The 23,105-nt window shown below is 63.3% G+C and carries 19 protein-coding genes; 6 read left to right on the top strand and 13 right to left on the bottom strand.

Annotated elements, in window-relative coordinates; genetic code table 11:
* Positions 1-44 precede the first annotated feature (44 nt).
* Complete coding sequence (locus AU252_RS00335; protein WP_058929017.1) at positions 45-1,676, bottom strand: flavin-containing monooxygenase; 1,632 nt, start codon at positions 1,674-1,676, stop codon at positions 45-47.
* A gap of 215 nt (positions 1,677-1,891) precedes the next feature.
* Here AU252_RS00335 and AU252_RS00330 point away from each other — a divergent pair, with 215 nt between their 5' ends.
* Positions 1,892-3,631 carry a helix-turn-helix domain-containing protein gene (locus AU252_RS00330; protein WP_058929016.1) on the top strand — a complete coding sequence of 580 codons (1,740 nt, stop codon included), beginning with the start codon at positions 1,892-1,894 and terminating at the stop codon, positions 3,629-3,631.
* A gap of 7 nt (positions 3,632-3,638) precedes the next feature.
* Here AU252_RS00330 and AU252_RS00325 read toward each other — a convergent pair whose 3' ends face one another.
* The 7 genes from AU252_RS00325 to AU252_RS00295 form a co-directional block, all read right to left on the bottom strand.
* The gene (locus AU252_RS00325) at positions 3,639-4,571 is read right to left on the bottom strand and encodes a LysR family transcriptional regulator (RefSeq protein WP_240484272.1); all 933 of its coding nucleotides are present in this window, start codon (positions 4,569-4,571) and stop codon (positions 3,639-3,641) included.
* Positions 4,572-4,632: 61 nt separating this feature from the next.
* Positions 4,633-5,511 (bottom strand): 3-hydroxyacyl-CoA dehydrogenase family protein, encoded by an 879-nt coding sequence (locus tag AU252_RS00320; RefSeq protein ID WP_058929014.1) that lies wholly within the window; start codon positions 5,509-5,511, stop codon positions 4,633-4,635.
* Positions 5,511-6,317, bottom strand: coding sequence for an enoyl-CoA hydratase/isomerase family protein (locus AU252_RS00315; RefSeq protein ID WP_240484271.1), 807 nt, complete (start codon positions 6,315-6,317; stop codon positions 5,511-5,513). Before AU252_RS00315 ends, AU252_RS00320 begins: the two co-directional genes overlap by 1 nt.
* Positions 6,317-7,540 (bottom strand): acetyl-CoA C-acyltransferase, encoded by a 1,224-nt coding sequence (locus AU252_RS00310; protein WP_058929013.1) that lies wholly within the window; start codon positions 7,538-7,540, stop codon positions 6,317-6,319. The genes AU252_RS00315 and AU252_RS00310 overlap by 1 nt, the downstream gene beginning before the upstream one ends.
* 78 nt (positions 7,541-7,618) lie before the next feature.
* Positions 7,619-8,821 (bottom strand): acyl-CoA dehydrogenase family protein, encoded by a 1,203-nt coding sequence (locus AU252_RS00305; RefSeq protein WP_058929012.1) that lies wholly within the window; start codon positions 8,819-8,821, stop codon positions 7,619-7,621.
* A gap of 17 nt (positions 8,822-8,838) precedes the next feature.
* Positions 8,839-10,125, bottom strand: coding sequence for a CaiB/BaiF CoA transferase family protein (locus tag AU252_RS00300; protein ID WP_240484270.1), 1,287 nt, complete (start codon positions 10,123-10,125; stop codon positions 8,839-8,841).
* A gap of 29 nt (positions 10,126-10,154) precedes the next feature.
* The gene (locus AU252_RS00295; protein WP_058929010.1) at positions 10,155-11,531 is read right to left on the bottom strand and encodes an NAD-dependent succinate-semialdehyde dehydrogenase; all 1,377 of its coding nucleotides are present in this window, start codon (positions 11,529-11,531) and stop codon (positions 10,155-10,157) included.
* A 182-nt stretch (positions 11,532-11,713) separates the two neighbouring features.
* On the opposite strand from AU252_RS00295, the gene AU252_RS00290 reads away from it, so the two are divergent.
* Positions 11,714-12,307 (top strand): zinc-binding dehydrogenase, encoded by a 594-nt coding sequence (locus AU252_RS00290; protein ID WP_058929009.1) that lies wholly within the window; start codon positions 11,714-11,716, stop codon positions 12,305-12,307.
* On the opposite strand, the gene AU252_RS00285 is transcribed toward AU252_RS00290, so the two are convergent.
* From AU252_RS00285 to AU252_RS24920, 5 genes are all read right to left on the bottom strand, one after another.
* Positions 12,220-13,707, bottom strand: a complete 1,488-nt coding sequence (locus AU252_RS00285; RefSeq protein WP_346425585.1) for an NAD-dependent succinate-semialdehyde dehydrogenase — start codon at positions 13,705-13,707, stop codon at positions 12,220-12,222. The two genes, AU252_RS00290 and AU252_RS00285, sit on opposite strands and share 88 nt — an antisense overlap.
* Before the next feature lie 40 nt (positions 13,708-13,747).
* Positions 13,748-15,400, bottom strand: coding sequence for a flavin-containing monooxygenase (locus tag AU252_RS00280; RefSeq protein ID WP_058929008.1), 1,653 nt, complete (start codon positions 15,398-15,400; stop codon positions 13,748-13,750).
* A gap of 57 nt (positions 15,401-15,457) precedes the next feature.
* Positions 15,458-15,580: a hypothetical protein gene (locus AU252_RS24735; protein WP_276203731.1), complete on the bottom strand. Its 123-nt coding sequence runs from the start codon at positions 15,578-15,580 to the stop codon at positions 15,458-15,460.
* Complete coding sequence (locus tag AU252_RS00275; protein ID WP_205630613.1) at positions 15,571-16,401, bottom strand: alpha/beta hydrolase fold domain-containing protein; 831 nt, start codon at positions 16,399-16,401, stop codon at positions 15,571-15,573. The genes AU252_RS24735 and AU252_RS00275 overlap by 10 nt, the downstream gene beginning before the upstream one ends.
* A gap of 73 nt (positions 16,402-16,474) precedes the next feature.
* Complete coding sequence (locus AU252_RS24920) at positions 16,475-16,777, bottom strand: hypothetical protein (protein ID WP_430929490.1); 303 nt, start codon at positions 16,775-16,777, stop codon at positions 16,475-16,477.
* Positions 16,778-17,170: 393 nt separating this feature from the next.
* On the opposite strand from AU252_RS24920, the gene AU252_RS00265 reads away from it, so the two are divergent.
* From AU252_RS00265 to AU252_RS00250, 4 genes are all read left to right on the top strand, one after another.
* The gene (locus AU252_RS00265) at positions 17,171-18,325 is read left to right on the top strand and encodes a sugar ABC transporter substrate-binding protein (protein WP_083510169.1); all 1,155 of its coding nucleotides are present in this window, start codon (positions 17,171-17,173) and stop codon (positions 18,323-18,325) included.
* A 129-nt stretch (positions 18,326-18,454) separates the two neighbouring features.
* Positions 18,455-19,966: a sugar ABC transporter ATP-binding protein gene (locus AU252_RS00260; RefSeq protein WP_058929005.1), complete on the top strand. Its 1,512-nt coding sequence runs from the start codon at positions 18,455-18,457 to the stop codon at positions 19,964-19,966.
* A complete protein-coding gene (locus AU252_RS00255) occupies positions 19,959-20,951 on the top strand; it encodes an ABC transporter permease (protein WP_058929004.1) in 993 nt (330 codons plus the stop codon). The genes AU252_RS00260 and AU252_RS00255 overlap by 8 nt, the downstream gene beginning before the upstream one ends.
* A complete protein-coding gene (locus AU252_RS00250) occupies positions 20,948-21,928 on the top strand; it encodes an ABC transporter permease (protein WP_058929003.1) in 981 nt (326 codons plus the stop codon). The genes AU252_RS00255 and AU252_RS00250 overlap by 4 nt, the downstream gene beginning before the upstream one ends.
* Positions 21,929-23,105: the final 1,177 nt, after the last annotated feature.

Here is a 23,105-nt window from a genome sequence, read left to right as displayed (position 1 = left end):
GCTTGGCGGGCTGTCCTTCCCGGGCCCGGCGGTGGTGGTGCTGATCAGGCCGGGGTCAGGATGTCGGCGTCGGTTGCGAAGTTCGGGTACTTGTTGGAGGCCTCGTCGGCGAGGATGGACCGGTACTGCTTGATGCCACCGAGGTAGAACATGACCGTGCGCTTCTTTCCGGGGATGTTGGCGCCAAAGATCCACGAGGCAGCCTGTGGGAAGAGTGTCTGGTGGGCGATATCCGAGCACGTCTCCGTCCAGTCGGACTCAGTTTCGGATTTGGCCTCGATCCAGCCCGTGCCGGAGGTCAGGACGTGGCTGATGGTTTCGCTGATCCACTCGACCTGCGTTTCGATTGAGGGCGGAAGGTTGGTGAACGGCCCGTTCGGGCCCAGGATCATGAACATATTGGGGAAGCCGCTGGTTGCCATGCCGAGATAGCTGGTTGGCCCGTCAGCCCAGTGCTCTTTCAAGGTTTCGCCATCGCGGCCGCGGATATTGACGCGGACATAGTTGCCGTCCACGGCGTCGAACCCGGTCGCGCAGATGAGCACGTCCAGTTCATGCAGGGTGCCGTCGGCGGTGACGATGCCCTGTTCGGTCACCGACTCGATCGGGTTTTCCTTGACGTTCACGAGGGAGACGTTTGGACGGTTAAACGTCTCGTAGAAGCCCGAATCGCACAACGGCCTGCGAGCGTACAGATCGGTCGGTGTCAGTTTCCGGCGCGTTTCGGGGTCCGTGACGATCTCGGCGATCTTGCGACGGATGAACTTCGCAGCCTCTTCGTTGGCGTCCTGGTCCGTGGCGATATCCGAGAAAGTCTCGAACATAAAGCGGAATCCCCCGCCTTCCTCCCAGGTCCGCTGGTAGATCCGTTCGCGTTCCTGGGGGGAAACGCTGAACGTTGGAACGGCGCTCTCCTCGAAACCCATGGCCACCGAGGAGTTCTTGACCTGTTCCCAGTTCGCCTCAAAGTTCTCCCGATGGGCACGGTGTTCCTGCGCCGTAAGCTGGCGGTTGCCTGCCGGCACGCTGTACTGCGGTGTGCGCTGGAAGGAGGTCAGATGGGCCGCTACCGGGGCTGTGGCGGTGATCACCTGATTACCGGTTGAACCGTTGCCGATAACACCCACCCGCTTGCCCGCGAGGTCCAGGTCTTCCGGCCAGGCACCCGTGTGGACCAGCCGGCCCGCGAAGGTCTCCATGCCGGGGAACTTCGGAAGATTGGTGGCCGAGAGCAGGCCGAGGCCCGTGACCAGAAAGCGGGACTGGAACGTGACTCCGCGGTCGGTCCGCACGGTCCAGGTGCCGGAGGCCTCGTCGAACTCAGCCTCAGTCATGCCAGTTTCAAGCCGGACGTGCTCCCGCAGGTCGTAGCGGTCCACGACGCCATTCAGGTACGCCAGGATCTCGGCCTGGGGCACGTACTTCGTGTTCCACGGAGTCTGTTCGTAGAGGTCGCGATCGAAAGAGTACTGGTAAACAAAACTCTCAGAATCCGAAAGCGCGCCCGGATACTTGTTCCAGAACCACGTTCCCCCAACACCCCCGGCCCGGTCAATCGCTACGGCGTCGAGACCGAGCTCGTTGCGCAGCTTATGCAGCATGTAGATACCACCGAAGCCTGCTCCAACAACGAGCGCATCGAGCTGATAGGTCTTCCCCGGGACGGCGTTGTCCATGATGTCTTCCTCCGACTAGTAGAGCACTGTGAGATAATTCACTTTGTAAACACCAGTCTGTAGTGGCAGAACCACGACCCGGTGTCCCAATTTGGAACACGGCAACGGCGCTTGCGATTGGGGGTTTGATACCCGGAGGGCAATAATCCGAACTGCCCGGTCCCCTCGGAAGGCGAACACTCAGACGTACGAACGAACATTGCAAGGGTGCACAAATGACCGATCCCGTACGGGAAGCGCGCGAGCAGCTGATTCGCGTAGGACTCACCGGCATCTACCACGCTGACACCGTGCCGGATCTCATCGTGCGTAGCTGGCGCAGATCATTAAGTAGCTCGGTGGAAGCTTCGGCACCTCCGCAGCGCTTCCGGGACGTGGATACGGACACGTTGCTTGGCAGGGCCGCCGTGCCTGTTTTAGACCGTTGGCAGCACCAGTTGGCAGACACTGGAACCACACTCTTCCTAAGCGATCGCGGCGGCAGCATCGTGGATAGGCGGACGAGCGACGGCAGTGAGCGTCGGCGCCTCGACAACATGCATGCGGCCGAGGGCTTTGACTACTCCGAAGACTCGATCGGCACCAACGCCTTGGGAACCTCCATGGTCGAGAAACGGCCGGTGTTCGTCAAGGGCAGCCAGCACTATAGTGATGCGCTGGCCACAAATGCCTGCGCGGCGGCGCCCATTTATACGCCAGCAGGCCTAGTTGTGGGTTCTATCGCTTTAGGCGGACCCATGGAGGATGCCAATCCAATCATGCTCTCGCTCACGCGGGAGATCAGCCAACAGATCGAAGAGAGGCTTCGCACCTCTTCCAGGCCCCAAGACCTTGCACTTGCGATGTCTTTCATGCGCTTTTCCAGTTCCCAGCGACCCACGGTCGTTCTGGATCACGAATCCATTCTCGCCAACACGCCCGGACTGCCGTACGTAAATGTCGCTTCGCACGTGATGCTGTGGGAAGTGCTCAACACCCACAACTGGTCGTCTGCGCCCATGCTTCGTCGCGAACTTGAGGGGACAACGATTGAGATTACGGCCCGCAGGGTCACCGATGGCCCACGCGGTCATTTCGTGGTGCACTTTTTCGAGCCGGATGCGCTGCCTCACGGCGGGCGCCATGAAACGGGCGTATTGGGCCGCGGTGAAAATTCTCTTGTGGCACCGCCAAGGACAAAGGCGTTCGGGGTGGCTGTCGCTGTCGTCGAGGGGCCGCCTGGTTCCGGGAGACTGACGGCGGCCGCGGACCTGCGTGCAAGCTGGGGCAGTACTGGAACGCCGGAAATGTTTGTGATCGCATCCGAGTCCCGAGTTCCGTGGAACCAGGTGCAAGATCTGTTGGAGCGCGGCCTGGACGTCATCGTGCGCCGCGTCGAGGAGATCAGCACGGACGAATTCCTTGCATTTACCACTGTGTTGAAGGCAGCCGGGAAGAGACTGGGCTCTGACGGCCGTTCGGGACGCCTGTTCGTTACTGTTTCGCGTGAACAAGCCTCTCCGGATGTTCAAGTTCTCATGGACAGCATCGGCGCAACGGCACGAACGTTGCCCCTGAGTCAGGCCCCTGAACGAATTCCGGGTTTGGTGACGCGAATACTCAATGAGGTGGATCAGGATTCACGGCACACCATGTCTCCGGCCGCGCTACAGTCACTGCTCCAATGGAACTGGCCCGGTAACATTGCCGAGTTGGCGGAGACTCTTTCCCAGCTCGTGCGTACGGTAAACGCTTCCGTGATTGAGAGACGGCATCTGCCTAAGCACCTACAGCAGGCTCCTCCGCGGCGTCACTTGTCACTCCTCGAATCCGCTGAGCGGGATGCCATCATCAGGGCGTTAGACGCTGCTGGCGGGAACAAATCTGAGGCCGCGGAATTGCTGGGGATGGGAAGGACCACACTTTACCGCCGCCTCCGGCAGCTTGGACTCGAGTCGGGGGAAGCGACCCTATAAACCGACGTCACTCGTATGAGGGCTGAATGCGGAACGCTTCATCGAGATTCATGACTTCATGGAGTACGGCCTTCACAGCCGGATTCGTGTCATTCCGGCGCCAAGCCGCCCTGAGATCTACATCGGCGGTCGTATCGTCCAGCGGAATAAAGACGATGTGGGGATCGGTTGCGTTGACTGCTACTGAGGCCAATGTTAGGTGGCATCCGACTTCAGCGCTGACGAGGGCCAATGCCGTCTGCGTGTCGGGTGCCACCTGAACGATACTAGGAACGAATCCGTTGTCCCGCGCGAGACGTCGGAGCCGGTCGGGAAGGACAGCACCCTCATAAGAAGGGAGCGAAACAAAGCCCTCCGCCGCCAGCTGGACGATCGCCAATCGACGGGCTCCCGCCAGTCGGTGGGTGTCGGGGAGAGCGATGACCAGTGAATCCCGCGACACCACCTTGGAAGCGACTTCTGCCGGGATCACGTCCCAGCGTCCGAAGGCGATGTCCGTGTCACCCTGCACAAGCTTGGTCATTGCGGGCTGCGCGAAATTCTGGCTGGAAAGGTCCAACTGAATCCCTGGGCGTTGGGACCTCACCAAGCGGGCAAGCCGCGCAACGAGTTGGTGCGTTGAGACACCGGCGAAAGCTATGCGAACAAGGCCCGACTCGCCGCCATCAGCCGAACGGACCGCATCCTCCGCGCGACGCAGGGCTTCGAGGACTTCGGTGGCTGGCCCTATCAACGCCCGACCGCTGGACGTCAGTTTCACGGATCGAGTTGTCCGGTCGAGGAGGCGGGAACCCAGCTCAGTTTCAAGTTGCTTGATGGTCCTGCTGAGCGGCGGTTGGGCAACGTGCAGGCGTTCCGCTGCGCGGCCGAAATGCAGTTCGTCCGCGACAGCAAGAAAGGCAACAAGTTGGTTGATTTCCACTGCATCTCCTCCGCACATTATTGACGCAAGCGTATCACTGGGGTCCTTGTTTCGGAGTAAGGGGTAACAATCGACTTGGCTATTCGGGCGACTGCGTCCAGTCGAAGAAGCCCTTGCCGGTCTTCCGGCCCAGTTCGCCGCGGGCCACTTTGTCGCGCAGTATCTGCGGGGGTGCGAACCGCTCACCCAGCGTCTCGTGCAGGTACGTGGCTATGCCTAGGCGCACGTCCAGGCCCACGATGTCCGTGGTGCGCAGCGGCCCTGTGGGGTGTTTGTAGCCGAGGACCATTGCGTTGTCGATGTCCTTAGCGGAGGCGACGCCTTCCTCGACCATCCGCATCGCTTCGAGGGCGATCGCCACGCCCAGCCGGGAGGACGCGAAGCCCGGGGCGTCATTGACCACGACGGCGGTCTTGCCCAGTCCGTGGACCCAGCTTCGGGCCTGCTCAACGAGTTCGGGGCGGGTCTGCTTGCCGATGACCACCTCTATCAGGGTGGAGGCGGGGACCGGGTTGAAGAAGTGCATTCCGAGGAAGTCCTGGGGCCGTGCCAATTCCTCGGCCAGCCCGGACACGGACAGTGAGGAGGTGTTCGAGGCCAGCACCGTGCCCGGCGTGAGCTGCTCCTCGACCCGGCGGAGCGCTGTGACCTTCAAATCCCAGTCCTCCGGGACGGCTTCCACCACCAGTTCGCGGTCCGCGAAGGCCGCGTAGTCCACGGAAACGGAGAGGCGGGAGACCATCTCGTCGAGATTGCCACCCGGATTGCGCTCGATGGATTTCGCGGCGGAGGACTTGACCCGCTCCCGGCCTGCCTGGGCGGAGGCTTCGTCGCGTTCCACAACCACCACGTCGGCCCCAATGATGAGGAACGCGTGGGCGATGCCGGCACCCATTCGGCCGCCGCCGAGGACGCCTACGCGCGCCGGGAATCCGGCCGGCACTAATGGGTTGTTCATTACTTCTTCTTCCTGTCGAGGAACGCCTGCATACGGTCGAACTTGGCCTGGGACTCAAAAAGCATGCCCTGGGCCAGGGTGTCGATGACGGGATGGGCTTCCCGCGGAGCGTGGAACACGGCCTTAGTGATGCGTACTGCGAGCGGATCCTGCGCCGCGATGGCGTCCGCCAGGGCGTGCGCTGCGTCAAGCAGCGTCTCCGGGTCCACGAGCTCGCTGATCAACCCGATCGTGAGGCAGTCTTCGCCTGTGAGAACTTTGCCGGCCAGCAGGATCTGCTTGGCCATCGGCTCCCCGACGAGTTCCTTCAGCCGCCAGGTGGCACCGGCCGCGGCGAGGATGCCCAGGTTGGTCTCGGGATTCCCCATCCGCAGGGCCGGGGTGCCGATGCGGAAGTCGGCCGCATAGGCCAGTTCCGCGCCGCCGCCGAGCGCAAAGCCGTCCAGCGCGGCGATGACCGGCATGGGCAGTTTCGCGATCCGGTCGAAGATGCCGGAGTTGATTCCCGCCAGCGCGTCGGCACGGCGCCGCTCGCGCAGTTGCGCGATGTCGGCGCCGGATGCGAAGACGGCTTTGGCTCCGGTTTCGGGGTTGGCGGGCGTGCCGGAGAGGATCAGGATTTTCGGTGTGCGCTCGAGGTGCGCGCACACGGCGTGCAGCTCGTCCACCATTGCCTGGTCGATGGCGTTCTTGACTGCGGGCCGGTGCAGCCGGACCGCCAAACGGTCCTCGCGCTCCTCAACCAGCAGCGTGACGAATCCCGAGGTATCAAGGCGCGTTCCGGCGTCGTTCATTACTTCTGTCATCAGATGCCTTCCAGCAGCAGTGCTGTGCCTTGTCCGACGCCGACGCACATGGTGGCGAGGCCGAGCTTGCGGCCCTGTGTGGCTTCGCGTTCGAGGCGCCCGAGCAGGGTGATGACCAGTCGGGAGCCGGAGGAGCCGAGCGGGTGGCCGAGGGCGATCGCGCCGCCGTCGTTGTTAACGGTGTCGGGTTCGAGCTTAAGTTCGCGCATGCAGGCCAGGGCCTGGGAGGCGAAGGCCTCGTTAAGTTCGACGGCGGCCAGATCGGCTACCGCGATTCCGGCGCGGGCCAGGACTTTGCGGGTGGCCGGGACGGGGCCGATGCCCATGATTTCCTGTGCCACGCCGGCGGACGCGCCGTCGAGGATGCGGGCGCGGGGGGTGAGGCCGTATTTCTGCACGGCGGCTTCGGAGGCGACGATGATCGCCGAGGCGCCGTCGTTGAGCGTCGACGAGTTCCCGGCGGTGACCACGCTGCCGCCCTTGACTACCGGGCGCAGGGCGCCGAGGACGTCCGTGGTGGTTCCGGGGCGTGGGCCTTCGTCGGTGTCCACGATGGTTTGTGTGCCTTTGCGGCCTTTGACCGGGACGGGGACGATCTCATCCGCGAACCGGCCGGCCATGATGGCTGCGAGGGCGCGTTCGTGGGAGCGAACGGCGAAGGCGTCACAGTCTTCACGCGAGATGTTGTAGGCGCGTGCCACTTCCTCGGCGGTTTCGGGCATGGAGTAGGCGGCTTTGCCGTCGCGGGAGAGTTCCCCGGACAGGAAGGCGGGGTTGGCGAAGCGCCAGCCGATGGAGGTGTCAACGACGGCTCCGGGTTTGGCGAAGGCTTTGTCGGGTTTTTCCATGACCCAGGGGGCGCGGGACATGGACTCGACGCCGCCTGCGACGACGATGTCCGCGGCGCCGGCCTTGATCATGTGCGAGGCCATGATGATGGCGGACAGGCCGGAGGCGCACAGGCGGTTGACGGTGATGCCGGGGACGGTGTCGGGGAAGCCGGCGAGCAGCCAGGCCATGCGGGCGACGTTGCGGTTCTCCTCGCCGGCACCGTTGGCGTTACCGAGGATCACCTCGTCCACGACGGACGGGTCAATGCCTGCGCGTTCGACGGCGGCGCGCACCGTGAGTGCCGCTAGATCGTCCGGACGCACGGAAGAGAGCGAACCGCCATAGCGGCCCACGGGCGTGCGGGCGCCGCCAATTAGAAAGGCCTCAGCCATGTTTTGCATTCCTTTGTTCGTGTCGCTGGCGTTCTGCCGCGGTCATTTGTCGCGATCCGCGATGGCGGACCGGGAAGCTTAGTTGAAGGCGGAGATACCGGTGATGTCGCGGCCCACGATGAGAGCCTGCATGGAGTCGGTGCCCTCGTAGGTGGAGACGACTTCCATGTCGGTCATGTGGCGGATGACGTGGTTCTCCAGCAGCAGGCCGTTGCCGCCGAGCAGCTCACGTGCCTCGTTGCAGATCCATTTGCCTTTTTGGGCGGTTGCCATTTTGACCATCGACGCCTGTGCGACGGTGAGCTGGCCCCGGTCCGCGAGTTCGGCCATGCGGTTGCACAGCAGCTGCATGGTGGTGAGTTCGCTGAGCATGTTCGCCAACCGTGACTGCACCAGCTGGTACGACGCGATCGGTTTGCCGAACTGGATGCGGGTCTGCGCATAATCGGAAGCAATTTCGAAGGCAGCCATGGCATGGCCAACCGCCTCCCAGGCTGCGCCGCCCCGGGTTGCCTGAAGTACGCGGGACACGTCGCGGAACGAGTGGCATCCCTCAAGCCTGTTGGCCGCGGGCAGGCGCATTTCCTCGATGACGATGTCGGCCTGGAGGATGGCACGTTTGCCCACCTTGCCGGTGATCACGGTGGGGGAGTAGCCCGCCGGGTACCGGCCGTCGTCGTCCTTTTCGATGACGAACGCGTTGACGTTCCCGTCCTCGGTGTTGCGGGCGAACAGGACAATGACGTCCGCGACGTGCCCGTTGCCGATCCACCGTTTGTGGCCGTTCAGGACCCAGTGGTCCCCGTCGCGGCGGGCGCTGGTCTCCAGGGCGACGGAGTCCGAGCCGTGGTCCGGTTCGGTCAGGGCGAAGGCTCCTGTTTTTTCAATCCGGGCCAGGGCTGGGAGCCAGCGTTCTTTTTGCTCGTCGCTGCCGAGAATGTTCAGGGCCCCCATACAGAGATTCGAGTGGATGCCGAGGAAGGTGTTGAGGCTGCCGTCGGCGCGGGCCATCTCGCGGGCCACCATGCCGGCGGCCTTACGGCTCATACCCGGGCATCCATAGCCCTGGATGATGGTGCCGATGATTCCCAGCTCGGCTAGCGGCGGGAGCAGTACGGTGGGGAACTCGGCCTTCTCCCAGTACTCGTTGATGACCGGCAGGACACGCTGCTCGGCGAACGCACGGACCTTGTCCCGGATGCCGATCTCCTCGGGGGTGAGGTCGTCATCCAAACGGAAGTAGTCGGAGAGCGTTGTGCGCTGATCAACTGTGGTTGTCATGATTGAACTTTCTGTTCTTAAATTTGCTGGAACTGTGGTGATGCTGCGGCGGGGACTGCTTCTCCTGGGGACGCTGAGCGTAGCCACGCGAGAATGGGCTCTCGGTGGGCATTGTGATCCGGCGGGGCCATGTCGTAGCTGACCGGAGTTTCGGAGAAGGTGATGGGGTTGCGGATCCCCGGCAGAGCAGAGTCGCCGCTACCTACTTTGACGACGGGCTCCAGGCCGATCCGTTCGGCGAATTCAAGGCCCTGGCGGACGTCGTTGATCGGCGCGCAGGGGATCTGAGCCTCTGTGAGGACCTCGAACCATTCGGCGGAACTTCGGCTGCGGAGGGCCTCCAGCAGCAGTGGCCTCAGTGCCTTGCGGTTGAGGCTGCGCTGGGGAGCCGTGGCGAAGCGGTCATCGCCGGTCAGGGCCGGCGTGCCTAGCGCCTGGCAGAGCCGGCGGAACTGGGGGTCGTTGCCGATGGCGATCACAATGTCGCCCTCGCCCGTGGCCAGCGGCTCATAGGGGTAGATGCTGGGGTGTTCGTTCCCGAGCCGGGTGGGCACACTGCCGCTGAGGAGGTATCCAGCGGACTGGTTGACCATGCCGGACAGGGCGGAGGACATCAGGTTGACTTCGATCCGCTGGCCTTTTCCGCTGCGCTGGCGTTCCTGGAGGGCGGCCAGGATGCCGATGGCCGCGTGCAGGCCGGTCATCACGTCAAACACGGCCACGCCGGACCTGTATGCGGGAGTCTCGGGCGAGCCGGTCACGCTCATGAGTCCGGACATGGCCTGGACCAGGAGGTCATAGCCGGGGAGGGACGCGCCGCCTGCCGTCCCGAATCCGGTGATGGATGCGTAGACAACGCCGGGGTTTGTTGCCGCGACAGTGTCATAGTCCAAGTCAAACCTGTTCAGGCCGTTGGGCTTGAAGTTCTCCACCACTACGTCCGCCTGACCGGCGATCTCCTGGGCAATGCGCCGGTCCTCGGGGTCCTGGAGATCGAGGGCGATGGAGCCTTTGTTCCGGTTAATCGAGAGGTAGTAGGTAGACTGGCCGTCCCGGACGGGAGGCTTCCATGCCCGCGTTTCGTCGCCGTCGGGGCTTTCGATCTTCACCACCGTGGCGCCCATGTCAGCCAGCAGCATGGTGCAGTACGGGCCAGCAAGCACGCGGCCGAAGTCGGCCACGAGGAGCCCGGCAAGGGGTCCGCTGCCGGTGCGGCCGAACATGTCAGAGCCGAGCGGCGCGTCTGGTGCCGCGAACTCTGCGGCCCTATGCCTTGCACTGGGGGGGCTTGTTTCAATCGTCACGATGCTCCTCGAAGTCTTCGTCGCAGGATCTATGCCTTGGGGATCCGGACGAGCTTTTTATTGGCAAATTCGTTGATCCCGTACTGGGCGAGTTCACGGCCGACGCCTGAACGCTTGACGCCGCCAAAGGGCAGGTCGGGGGCGCTGCGGCTGATGCTGTTGATCCACACCATGCCGGTTTCCAACTGGTCGGCGAGCTGCTGGGCGTAGTCGACGTCGGCGGTGTAGATGGAGCTGGACAGGCCGTAGGGGGAGTCGTTGGCCAGGTCGATGGCAGCCTCGGGGGAATCCACATGGAAGACCACTGCTGCCGGGCCGAAGATCTCTTCCGAGTAGGCGCGCATCTGGGGTGTCACGCCGGTCAGCACCGTGGCAGGGTAGTAGGCGCCCGGTCCGTATGGGCCGGCACCGCCGGTGTAAGCGGTTGCGCCCTTGGTGACGGCGTCCTGGACCAGCTCGTCAATTTCTTCGACGGCGGACTGGGAGGACAGGGGACCGAAGGTCGTTTTTGCATCCGTGGGGTCACCGGGCGTGATCCTGGACATGGCATCGGTGTAACGCTTCAGGAATTCGTCGTAGATGTCGCCGACGATGATAAAACGTTTGGACGCTGTGCAGGCCTGGCCGCCGTTGTACATGCGGCCGGAAACGGCGCCGGCCACGGCCTTGTCCAGGTTGGCGTCCGGCAGCACGATGAACGGGTCTGAACCGCCCAGCTCCAGCACGTACTTCTTCAGGTGGCGTCCGGCGACCTCTCCGACGGCGGATCCGGCCTTCTCCGATCCCGTCAGGGAGACGCCCTGCACCCGCGGGTCCGCGATCATTGTGGCGATCTGGCCGCTGGTGGCAAACGCGTTGATGTAGACGTCGGCCGGCAGCCCGGCATCCCGGAAGACCGATTCGATGGCCAGCGCCGACTGCGGGCAATTGCTGGAGTGCTTCAGGATGACGGTGTTGCCGAGCGCGATGTTGGGCGCGGCGAACCGGGCCACTTGGTAGTACGGGAAGTTCCACGGCATGATGCCAACGAGGGGTCCGATGGGTTCGGTGCGGACCACAGCCCTGCCGGTCCCCTTGACGTCCAGGGGCTCCTCGCGGAGGAAGCGTTCGGCATTGTCCGCGTAGTAGTCATAGATGGAGGCGACGAGGGCAACCTCGCCCTTGGCTTCCGCCGTCGTCTTTCCTACTTCAAGGGTCAGCACGGCGGCCAGCTCGTCGGAGCGTTCGCGGTGCAGCTCGGCAACCCGGCTGAGGATGGCAGCTCGTTCGGCGAGCGGGACGGCGCGCCATTCACGGTATTGCGTGAATGAGCGCTTCAGTACGTCCTGTACGTCCTCGTCGCTGAGGGACGGGAACTCGGCAACGCGTTCTCCGGTTGCCGGGTTGGTGGTTGCGTAATTGCTCATCGTCCTGAACTCTTTCTGAAGGCAGTTTGTCTTAGGGACTACGATCCCAGCTGTCGGCTATACAGTCCAATACTTATTAGGGCGCTTATTGATGACAATTTCGTAATAGTCATCAAGGGGAGTGCACGCTGCAATGACAAGATATTTGCAGCGAACTGCATAAATCCTCCGTGAAATAGGTATTGGACGGCAGGTGGCCTGGACGCCACTCTGATTCGACGGACGTCGTCTGCAGCCTCCTGATCCGCGGCGGTACGTTATCCATTGGCCTGGCGCTCATCGTCCTGGCCAAACGCCGCGGAATCACCGTCCTCGCCACCACCCGGAACCCCACGAAGGCGCAGGCACTACTCGACGCTGGGGCAGACCACGCCATCATCGACACCGGAAGGATCGCCAAAGAGATCCGGGAGATCTTTCCCGATGGTGTGGGCGGCGCTGTTGAGCTCGTTGGAACGCCGACCTTGCACGACACACTTCGGGCCACCGCGGTGCACGGGACCGTGTGCTTTACAGGCATGCTGTCGGACGAGTGGACGGTGCCGGACTTCTACCCCATTGATTACATCCCCAACGGCGTGCGGCTCACCGCCTATTCGGGCGGTGCCCAAGACCTCCCTGGTGCCGTCCTGCAGGAATTTCTTGACGCGGTGGCAACAGGGGAGGTGCGTGTTCCGATCGGGAACGTCTATCCCTTTGAGGACATTGTCCAGGCGCACCAGGACATGGAGGACGGCTCGGTGACCGGCAAGCTCGTGGTCATGATCGGCGGATAGACCTGAATCTTCTTGTTGGCGAACTCGTTGAAGCCGAACCGGCCCAGTTCCCGGCCGAAGCCGGAGCGCTTGACGCCACCGAAGGGCAGGTCCGCGGCGCTCTTGCTGGTGCTGTTGATCCACACCATTCCGGTCTCCAGGGACGCCGCGATCTGCTGGGCTTTCTCGTCGTCTTCGGTGAACACGCTGGAAGACAGGCCGTAGGGGGAATCGTTAGCCAGCTCGATCGCGTCCTCGAGGGTCTCGAAGCGGTACACGACGCCCGCCGGGCCGAAGAGCTCCTCGCGGTAGACGCGCATCCCGGGGGTGACGCCGCCCAGGAGGGTCGGCCGGTAGTAGGCACTGTCCCCGTCCGTCCTGCAGCCGCCGAGCAGCACCTCGGCGCCCTGGGAGATGGCATCCTTCACGAGCTCGTCCAGTTCCTCCGCTGCGGACGCCGAGGACAGCGGCCCGATCTTGGTATCGGTGCTCGTGGGGTCGCCCGGAGTCCAGGAGGCCATCTGGTCCACGAACTTGCGGACGAACTCCTCGTACACGCCCGCCTGCACCAGGAAGCGCTTGGACGCGCTGCAGGCCTGGCCTGCGTTGGTGAGCCGGCCGGTGGCGGCGGCGGCGGCCGCGGTGTCCAGGTCCGCATCGTCCAGGACGATGAACGGATCCGAGCCGCCGAGTTCCAGCACGCACTTCGTCAGGTTCCGTCCGGCCACCTCGGCGACTGCGGCGCCGGCCTTCTCCGACCCGGTCAGGGAGACGCCCTGGACCCGCGGATCGGCGACAGCGTCGGCCACCTGGGCGGACGAGATGAACGCGTTGAGGTACACCCCGTCCGGCAGCCCGGCCTCGGTCAGCACCTGCTCGATGGCCAGGGCTGACTGGGGGCAGTTGCGGGAGTGTTTGAGGATGATCGTGTTGCCCAGGGCGATGTTCGGGGCCGCGAAGCGGGCCACCTGGTAGTAGGGGTAGTTCCACGGCATGATGCCCACGAGCGGGCCGATCGGCTCGGTCCGGACCACGGCGGTGCCGGGACCGGAGATCTCCAGGTGCTCATCGGCCATGAACTCCTGGACGTGGTCGGCGTAGTACTGGTAGATCGAGGCGACCAGACCGACCTCCCCCTGGGCCTGGGCGGCTGGCTTGCCCATCTCCAGGGTCAGCAGCGCGGCGAGCTCCTCGGCCCGCTCCCGGTGGATCTCGGCGGCCCGGGTCAGGACGGCCCGGCGCTGATCAAGGGAGGTGGTCCGCCAGGAGCGGTAGGCCGCTTCGCTACGCGTGATCAGCTCCCGCAGCCCGGCGTCCGAGATCTCCGGGAAGGTTTTGACCGTTTCCCCGGTGGCCGGGTTGGTGGTGGTGTACACGCCCATGGCGGGTGCCTCTTCTTCGGTAGTGGTGCGGGGCGCCACCGTCGTGATGGCGCCCCGTCGGCGGCGGTGTGTCGGTGCGTCAGGCCGTGGCCGGTTCCCCGGCCCTCGTCAACTCGAAGCCGCGGTAGCCGTTCTCGGCGACGTCACCCAGGATGGAACGGTAGTTGCCCAGGCCGCCCAGGTAGAACAGCACTGAGGGCTTCTTGCCCGGGATGTTCGCGCCGAAGATCCACGAGTCGACCTTGGTGAAAACGGTCATGTTGGCGAGCTCCGTGCAGGTGTCGCCCCAGTCGGACACGGTCTGCTCCGTGGGCTCGATCGCCTTCAGTCCGTTGTCCTCGGAGTACCTGACCAGCTCGGTGATCCACTCGACCTGGGTCTCGATGCTCGGCGGCAGGTTCGTGAACGGGCCGTTCGGGCCCAGCACCATGAACCAGTTGGGGAAGTTGTCAGTCGCCACGCCCAGGTAGCTGGTCGGCTGGCCCTGCCAGTGGTCGTTGATGTGCAAACCGTCGCGGCCGCGGACCTCCATGCGCCGGTAGTTGCCGTCCACAGCGTCGAAGCCGGTGGCGAAGGCCAACACGTCCAACTCGTGCAACCGGTCGTCCTCGGTCACCACTCCCGATTCGGTGATCACGCGGATGGGGTTCTCCTTGATCGCGACGACCTCCACGTTCGGCCGGTTGAAGACGGCGTAGAAGCCGTCGTCGCACAGCGGGCGACGGGCGTAGAGCCCCGTCGGCATCAGCTTGCGCGCTGTCTCCGGGTCTTTGATGATCTGGGCGATCTTGGAGCGGATGAAGGCGGCGGCGGTCTCATTGGCCTCCTCGTCGGTGGCGATGTCACCGAAGGTGCCGAACATGAAGCGGAAACCCCCGCCCTTCTGCCAGGCCTCCTCGTAGATGCGGTTGCGCTCTTCCTCGGAGACGGACATGACCGGGGTGGTGGACTCCTCGAAACCGAAGGCCAGGGCGGAGCCCTTCACCTGATTCCAGATCCCGTCCCAGTTTGCCTTGACCTCGGCGAGATCCTGCTCGCTCACCGGGCGCTTGCCCACGGGCACGGAGTACTGGGGGGTACGGATGAAGTGCGTCAGGTGCTTCACCTTGGAGCCCAGGTCGGTCACCAGCTGGGTGCCGGTGGAGCCGGAGCCGATGACGCCCACGCGCTTGCCGGTCAGGTCCTTGCCCTCGGGCCAGGCACCCGTGTGGAAGACCTCGCCCTGGAACGTGTGCAGACCGGGCAATTGCGGGAAATTGATGGCGGAGAGCAGCCCGACGGCGTTGACCACATACTTGGCGCGGTACACGTCGCCGCCCTCCGTGGTCACCTCCCACAGGGCCGCGCTGTCGAGGTAGATGGCGGAGGTGACCTGGTTTTTTGCGCCGAACCGGAAGTGGCGGCGCAGGTCGAAGCGGTCGACGACGCCCTCGAGGTACTCGAGGATCTCCGGCTGGGTCAGGTAGGTGTTCTTCCACTTGTCGTCCTGCAACAAGTCCTTGTCGAACGAGTAGCGGTACAGGTAGCTCTCCGTGTCCGAGAGGGCGCCGGGGTAGCGGTTCCAATACCAGGTCCCGCCGGGCCCGTCTGCCTTGTCGAAGCCGATCACGGACAGGCCAAGCTCGTTGGCGAACTTGTGGACGGAGTAGATGCCGCCAAAGCCCGCGCCGATCACGATGGCGCCCACGGTCTGCGGGTGGAGCTGGCTCTGGGGATGGGTCTGCGTGGTCATGGTTTCCTCGGTCGTGGGTGGATGGATAATTGGTCGGCGACGCGGGGCCGCAAATGGTCAGCGGCCCTGGTGGTACCAGTTGCTGATGCGGGATAGCTCCTGATCCACCAGCTCGGACCGGCCGGCCAGGAACGGGTAGACGTGCTGCTGGCCCTCGCCGATGGCGACGGTCACGTCCACGCCGGCGGCCTTGGCACGCTCCCCCACGCGGGTGGCGTTGTCGAGGAGCGACTCGGCGCGCTGCCGGCCGTCATGTACAGCGGCGGGAAGCCGGTGAAGTCGGCGTACAGCGGGTTGGCGAGCGGGGTCGTCGGGTCGATGTTTCCGCCCAGGACGCCGGCGATCATGCCCTCGAGGAGTTCCGGGGTGATGAGGGCGTCGGTGTCGTTGTTGGTGACGAGGGTCTCGCTCTTGTTCTCCATGTCGAGCCACGGGGAGAAGGCGATCACGTGGCCGGGGACCTCCTTGCCCTGTTCCTTGAGGGCCAGGGCGATGGCGATGGCGAGGTTGCCGCCGGCCGAGTCACCGATGGTGGTGATGTCCTTCGGGGCGATGCCGGATGCGACGAGCGCGTCGGAGGCGGCCACGCCGTCCTCGATCTGGGCCGGGTGCTGGAACTCGGGGGCGCGGCGGTAGTCCAGCACGAAGCTCACGACGCTGAGCGCCTTGGCGACGTGGGCGGCGAGCTTGCGGTGGCTCGCCGCCGAGCCGACGGCGAATCCGCCGCCGTGCGTGTACAGGAGGACCTTGGTCTTGTCCGCCCCCTGGGGCAGGCACCAGATGCCCGGGACTCCGCCAACGGTGTCCTCGCGGTACGTGACGCCCTCGGGCTCGACAGTTGGCTGGTGCCACTCGTCGAACATGGAACGGAACAGGCGCATGCTCAGGTCAGGCGTCGTCGCCATGATCCGGGACCAATCGGCGTAGAGGTCGCGCAGCACGTCCTGGCCCTCGGAACCGGCAGGATCGGTGCCAGGGATTCCGGAGATGTTGGTGGTCATGGGGTCATCCTTCAGCTGGTCGCAGACCGGCTCCGGACCAGAATGATTGGTGCCGCGTCTGAGCTCTGTTTTCTTATTGCCAGGACCGCCCCATGTGATGGCCGCCACGGCGTCTAAGTCCAACAATAGCGATGTGATCCAGAGCACACGTGTTCCAATGTGAAACAGTCAGCGCCGCCGCGCAGTGATCGGCCTTTAGCCTGGCGTTTTCGGCCAAAGCTGCCTGGCACTCGTCCCACGGCACAGGGCCCCGGTCCTCAGCTGGCACAGCGGCCACCTGTTCCTTGTCCCTGTACCGCGGGGTCCAGTTCCCCAGCGTGCTTTCCTTGACCCCGATCTCCTCGATGATTTCCTTCACCGGCCGGTCCGAGGACAAAACCAGCCGAACCGATTCCTCACGGAAGGCGGCATCGTATTTCTTCCTGCGCGTGGTCATCTGAACGCGAGGCTCCCATCAAGCTGTCTCACAAAACCATACGGCCGCACAGCCGCTCGCAAGGCCCTTCATCCGGCGCCGGCGCTCTGATGAGGCGACGCTGAACAGCTGGACGTAACGTGTTCAAGTTCTGTACACGGAGCGGGTCGCGCCGGTTTCTAAGCAAGAATCCAATAACTCGGGCAAGTCCTGGGAACAGGTCAGGAACACGCCCACTTGCCCAATGAGGCTCTGATGGACGTGAAATGAACTGGCGTTGCCCACAACACAAAACTCTTGATACCTCTCCTGCATTTCGAGCCCGAACCCACTCTATTCAAAGGAGCATAGAAAATGCATCATCCGTATCTGGCTACATGGAGAAAAATCGCTGCCGCGGTTTTGGCTGCCGGTCTAATTACCACTACTGCCGCTTGCGGCACTAACGGCAATCCTTCTCCGGGCGCCAACGTCGGCACCCAAGCTGCCGGCACTGGAAGCATAGATGGCGGTGGCGCTCTTTTGAAGGTTTTCATGCCTTCGACCTCGAACGTTTATCTGGCGGCTGCCTCCCAGTCAATCAAGGACGAAGCAAAGTCCCTCAATTACACCGTCAACATTGTGGAGAATAACTGGGACCAAACTGAGCAGGATCAGCAGGTCCAGGAGTGGCTCGCCACCGGTGAGCGTGCGGCCGCAGTCTTGATGTGGCCGGCCGGCGCCGCGGCCGCAACGAACTCAATTCGCCTGCTTTCTGCGCAGGCACCGGTCATCCAGTTCAACAACCTGGTCACCCCCGAGGCGTCCAAATACGTGAAAGCATACGCGGGGGTCTCGGACACGGGCATCGGCAAGGAAGCCGCACTAAACGCTCTTGCCGCCGTCGAGAAGCTCAAGGCTGAAGCGGTCAAATTTCACGGGCCCGATGGCAAGCCTAACGTGGTAGAGATCCGGTTCACTGCCGGGTACGCCGCTGGTGACGACCGAGAGAAAGCCTTCGCGGAAGCCACGCCCGGCGCGTTCAATGTGCTCGCCGTCGAACCCACCCCGACCGTTGACGCTCAGGGCGGTTTCAAAGCAGCCAGCCAGGTCATTCCGCGCTTCCTTGGACAGGGCATCGACATCGTGTATGCACACAGCAATGACGTAGCCAATGGTGTCGTGCAGGCGCTGGAGCAAAACGGGCTGAAGCCGGGAAAGGACGTCATCCTGATCACCGGAACCTCTTCCGGCGACATGACGAACCTGCGCAGCGGCAAGATCTGGTCGGCTACCCTGCAGTCTCCCGTGATCGAGGGCGCACTCGTCGTTCGGACCGCTGCCCAGTACATCGCCACAGGTCAGGTGCAGCCCGGCGAAGTCACCATTGAATCCTCGTCGAACAAGCCCGAACTCAAGGTCGAGGCCCCGCATACGGCCACGTACATGATGAACCCCCAGGTGACAGCCGAAAACAACGCCTCCTTCGACATCTGGGGCCTCTCGTTCGACAAATTGATGGGCAAATAGGACCTCACAACTGGAGTCCGTTTCCAACCGCGGAGCCTCGGATACCTCCCTCAAACGGAGCTATCCGAGGCTCCGCACCTATCCGGTGTGTGCATTTATGCACCACCCATGTAAACCGAGGAGAAACCAATGACTGGAAGCACTCCCCTCCGCCTTAAGGCGAGCGGCATCTTCAAGTCTTACGGAGCAGTGAACGCCCTGTCGGACGTGCACTTCGAGCTCCGAGCCGGCGAGGTCATGGCCCTGTTGGGCGAGAACGGCGCAGGCAAGAGCACGATCGTCAAGGTCATCTCAGGCCTCGTCTCACCCGACAAGGGTTCCATCGAGATCGACGGAACGCCAGCAAACATCTCAAGCGTCTCGCTGTCACAAGCCGCGGGAATCGCCGTCGTCCAGCAGGAGTTCAGCACGGTCGGAACGATGACCGTGGCACAGAACCTCGTGCTCGGTCAGCTAGCCGCGCCCTGGTGGTGGAGCCCCCGCAAGCTGAATGACAACGCCGTGGCGGTTCTTGAGCGCGTCGGGCTGGCGGGCCTGAACCCGTCTACGCCGGTTGAGGAACTCTCAGTTGCTGAGATGCAACTTCTTGAGATTGCGCGCGTGCTTGCCAGGGATGCCAAGGTCATCATCTTCGACGAGCCGACCGCCGCCCTCTCGGATGCGGAGATCGTCCGAGTGCTTGGTGCCGTCAAACGTCTTGCGTCGGAGGGGCGGAGCGTTGTATATGTCACCCACAGGCTGGGTGAGGTTTTCGAGATTGCTGACCGCGTCACCGTTTTCCGTAACGGCATGAGCGAGGCCCCTCTCGAGGTCAAAGAGCTCGACGTCGAGACGATTGTCGCCAAGATGATCGGCAGGGAACTGGGCCACCTCTATCCCGGAAAGGCCGCCGCAGTGGGTGAAGTTGTGATGGAGGCACGCGGACTCCGGATTCCCGAGCTCCGATCGGAGATCAATTTGACTCTCCGAAGGGGAGAGATCCTGGGGCTAACGGGGCAGCTTGGCTCTGGAACATCTGAGCTGATGGAGGCATTTGCCGGCGTCGGCGAAATTGTGTCCGGTGAAATAATCGTCGACGGCCAGGCACTCAACACTCGCGGGCGGCAGAACGGCATCTCCGCGGGCGTCGCGTACTGCTCCGCTGATCGCAAGAAGGACGGGATCTTTGCAAGAGTTCCGATCCGCCGGAACCTATCGTCGCCCTGGCTGCACCGGTTGTCCGCAGTAGGGTTTGTAAGCGCACGGGCGGAGGTCGACGAGACGAATCGCTATGCAGGTCATTTCGCTATCGACCTCAAGCGCATGAACTCGAACGTTGGAACGCTTTCCGGTGGGAACCAGCAGAAGGTGGCCCTCGGCAAATGGCTGGGAATCAACCCGCGGGTCCTCCTCGTTGAGGAGCCTACCCGCGGCGTGGATATCGGCGCGCGCGCCGACATCTACGCGCAGCTTCGACGACTCAGCGACTCCGGGGTAGGCGTAATAGTCAGCTCCTCGGACACCAACGAGGTTCTGGGTCTCTCTGACACAATCGCCACCTATTTCCGCGGCGAACAAACATCAATCCGCCCAGCCGAAGAGTGGACCGAATCCGCCCTCGTTCGCGAAGTAATGCATCGTGAGGAAGTGAATCATGACTAGTACAGCAGCAACCATTGCCGCCAATTTCACAGCGCCATCACACCGGGGCAGCTTGGTGCGCTTCATCAACAACTACACGCTCCCGCTTCTTCTGGTGGCAGTGTTTGTTGTGTCGGCACTCAGCACGCCCGACTTCGCAACGTTTGCGAACGTCCGAGCCATTCTCATCAACACCTCAATCGTCGGGATCATCGCTGTCTCGATGACCGCTATCACGATTTCCGGCAACTTCTTCTCGTTAGGCATTGCATCGTCCACGGTGCTCGCCGGGATCATCTTCCTCGCAGTTTCAGGATTGACCGGATCGGCGCTCGCGGGGCTCGGCGCCGCCGTCCTGCTCTCGGTCGCACTCGGGGTCATGCAGGGCCTCATCGTTGGAGCGGGTCTCAACCCCGTTATCACCACCCTCGCCGTGGGTTCGGTTATCTATGGTCTGGTGGCCATCACCACCAAAGGTGCGGTGGTCACTGCGGGCAGCGTTGACGTGGCGTGGCTGGCAACCTGGACCTTCCTGGAAATCCCGCTGCCTGTCTACATTTTCGTGCTCTTCACGGCCGTTGCCTGGTTCCTCACCGAACACACACTTATCGGCCGCAACATCCACTTGCTCGGCGCCAACCGCGCCACAGCGAGGAACAGCGGCATTTCTCCACAAGCGACTACCATCTGGGCTTTCATCTCGTTTGGGGTGGGGCTCGGAGTCGCCGGAGCACTGAATGCCTCACAACTGCATCAGATGCAGGCGAATGACCTTGCCGGACTCACCATGGACGTCATCGCGGCGGTTCTGGTTGGGGGCACGGCAGTATCCGGCGGTGAAGGATCACCCACCCGGTCTGCGCTCGGTGCGCTGCTCATTGTGGCCCTGGGAAACATCATGCTCCTGCATGGTCTCGACGCCGGCTGGCGCGTGTTCCTTGTCGGCGGCATCGTCGTCGTACTCGTCGTAGTTCTTCATGTTCTTAGAAAGGTCAGTACTCGATGAATGCAGCCAAGGAGTTCTCCTTCAAGTACGCGCTCCAAATCCTCGTTCTCATCCTGGTTGTCGGCATCATGGCGGTGGTCTCACCCAGCTTCCGTGGCGAGGCTGCGCTCTTCTCGTCGCTTGAACGGCTCATCCCCCTGGGTGTCATCGCGGCCGGGCTGGCGTTCACAATGATCGCGGGGGAGTTCGACCTCTCAGTTGCGTCGATGGCCGCCTTTGCAGGGGCTATTGCGGTACAGCTCGGTGGCCTTGGCCTGATCGCGAGCATTCTCATCGCGACAGTCGTGGGTGTGCTGCTCGGCTCGCTCCAAGGTTGGGTGATTGCTCGACTGGGAATCAGTTCGCTTGTGTTCACTGTCGGAACGCTGATCCTGCTCCGTGGCGCAACCTGGTTGGCGACCGGCGGCGTCCCGGTCACCCTCACCGACTACAACCTGAGCGACGCACTCATGGTCCGGATCTGGGTCTTCACGCCCCTGTCCCTGACAACCATCGTGGTGCTCGCCGTTCTTGGCATCTTCCTGGCGCGGACACGATGGGGCCGTGAGGTATCTTCGATCGGCGGAGCCCGTCAGGAGGCTGTCGCGTCGGGGGTCAAGCTCAAATCGCGTTTGGTGCTCGCGTTTGCCATTTCGGGCGGCTGCGGCGCCTTGGCAGGCGCGCTATCGTCCTTCCGCGGCGGGTCTGCAACGCCGGATGGACTGGCCAACATGCTGCTTCTAGCGCTGGCCGCAGTCCTCATTGGCGGAGTCAGCCTCACCGGTGGGCGCGGAGGCATGATAAACGTCGCGTTCGGCATCGTGATCACTGCCGTCCTCGCCGCGGGGATGTCGTCGATCGGTGTCAAGGCCTTCGTCACCGAGCTCTTCACGGGTGTCCTGTTGCTGGTGGTGATCCTTTTGGAGTTCGCCATCGCTAAAGTGGTCGCCCACAACGCCTCTGTGAGGCGGCGCCAGCCTCACCTAGCCGTCACCTGAGAGAGAACCTTCTCACCCAAAAAGGGACAGCATGGTTGCCGGGGCGCTCCTGTCTTGCGCGCGGAGCGCCCCGGGAAATCCACCGGCGTGGTCGACCGAGGACCTGGTCCCAGAGAAATCTGGAAGATCGGGAGCCTTCCTTGGAAGGCACAGCGATAGATGCGTGAAGCGTCAAAACCGTGGTCTGCGTGGGGGAGTGTTTGCGACCCCGGCCCGGGTAAGCCCTGTGACGGGTCAAACGGCACCACCGCCGTATTGGCCTAAACGACGCCAGGCAAGATGTCCGAGTGGGAACGGCGTGAGCGCTTCGGGGGCGTGGCACCAGTGGTCGCTACAACAACTGTGCGCATTGGGAGTTGCAATTTTGGCAGAGATGAAAGGACCCGGGAAGTCCCGGGCGCCCCGTCGGTTTCTCGGCAACGGCGTGCGCTGATCTCCGCCCAGTCTCTCTCCGAGTCGGAACGGATTAAGATAGCGGACCTGATACGTGCCCGCCGCCCGTATCCAGTGCAATTGCCGCGGAGCTCGGGAGGAGTCCGTGGACTGCGAGCAGGGAGATCCGCTGCAAGGTTCAAAAAGCCTTCTGGCAACGACCGTCCACGCCGTGCCAAGCGGCAGAAAAGGGCCGTCGGTGAATCGGGGAGAGTCGCCCGCGACCTGGAGCTGCGGGGTTTCCTGCAGGCACCCAGAACAAAGCCGGCGCCCCGCCAAATTAGCAAACGACACGCTCCGCTGTTCCGGACAACCGGACGTGCGCCTCGCGCCTGAACCGTCTATCGGGCCCTAAACGGGCGCGGAAGCCTGGATGCAGCGGTGGTTCCTGCCATCTGTCGCAGCCTGGTGCCGGCCATGTCGTGGAAAGGAGCTTTGGACGCGGCGCTCCCCGGACATTGTCAGGATCCGTGACTGCCTCGCGGGAGTATCGGCGGCTGAGTACCAAAGCCGTGGTACGCCAATTTTCAGTCAAGCAGCTTGAGCGCTGATGCCTCGAGCTGGTTCCGTAGACGGTGTGGGCGCAGAGCAGGTCCATCGGAAGTGGATGCGGTGCCGAGTCCAAAACACCTTGCCAGGGGTCGTCGCTGAAAATCCAGGAAGGCCGCGCTTAGTTCCGGGGCGCTGAGTATCGTGGAAGGCTTGGCTGGACTACTCATCCACGCTAGAAAGCAAACGTCTCGTG

It is taken from the genome of Pseudarthrobacter sulfonivorans (genome assembly GCF_001484605.1).
GTDB classification, from domain to species: Bacteria; Actinomycetota; Actinomycetes; order Actinomycetales; family Micrococcaceae; genus Arthrobacter; species Arthrobacter sulfonivorans_A.
Note: the sequence above shows the minus strand (reverse complement) of the source record. Positions and strands in the feature narration are given on the sequence as shown.

Coding starts and splice junctions, on each gene's coding strand:
- AU252_RS00335 (WP_058929017.1), bottom strand. CDS start 1,676: ATGGACAACGCCGTCCCGGGGAAGACCTATCAGCTCGATGCGCTCGTT.
- AU252_RS00330 (WP_058929016.1), top strand. CDS start 1,892: ATGACCGATCCCGTACGGGAAGCGCGCGAGCAGCTGATTCGCGTAGGA.
- AU252_RS00325 (WP_240484272.1), bottom strand. CDS start 4,571: ATGTGCGGAGGAGATGCAGTGGAAATCAACCAACTTGTTGCCTTTCTT.
- AU252_RS00320 (WP_058929014.1), bottom strand. CDS start 5,511: ATGAACAACCCATTAGTGCCGGCCGGATTCCCGGCGCGCGTAGGCGTC.
- AU252_RS00315 (WP_240484271.1), bottom strand. CDS start 6,317: ATGACAGAAGTAATGAACGACGCCGGAACGCGCCTTGATACCTCGGGA.
- AU252_RS00310 (WP_058929013.1), bottom strand. CDS start 7,540: ATGGCTGAGGCCTTTCTAATTGGCGGCGCCCGCACGCCCGTGGGCCGC.
- AU252_RS00305 (WP_058929012.1), bottom strand. CDS start 8,821: ATGACAACCACAGTTGATCAGCGCACAACGCTCTCCGACTACTTCCGT.
- AU252_RS00295 (WP_058929010.1), bottom strand. CDS start 11,531: ATGAGCAATTACGCAACCACCAACCCGGCAACCGGAGAACGCGTTGCC.
- AU252_RS00280 (WP_058929008.1), bottom strand. CDS start 15,400: ATGACCACGCAGACCCATCCCCAGAGCCAGCTCCACCCGCAGACCGTG.
- AU252_RS00275 (WP_205630613.1), bottom strand. CDS start 16,401: ATGACCACCAACATCTCCGGAATCCCTGGCACCGATCCTGCCGGTTCC.
- AU252_RS00265 (WP_083510169.1), top strand. CDS start 17,171: ATGCATCATCCGTATCTGGCTACATGGAGAAAAATCGCTGCCGCGGTT.
- AU252_RS00260 (WP_058929005.1), top strand. CDS start 18,455: ATGACTGGAAGCACTCCCCTCCGCCTTAAGGCGAGCGGCATCTTCAAG.
- AU252_RS00255 (WP_058929004.1), top strand. CDS start 19,959: ATGACTAGTACAGCAGCAACCATTGCCGCCAATTTCACAGCGCCATCA.
- AU252_RS00250 (WP_058929003.1), top strand. CDS start 20,948: ATGAATGCAGCCAAGGAGTTCTCCTTCAAGTACGCGCTCCAAATCCTC.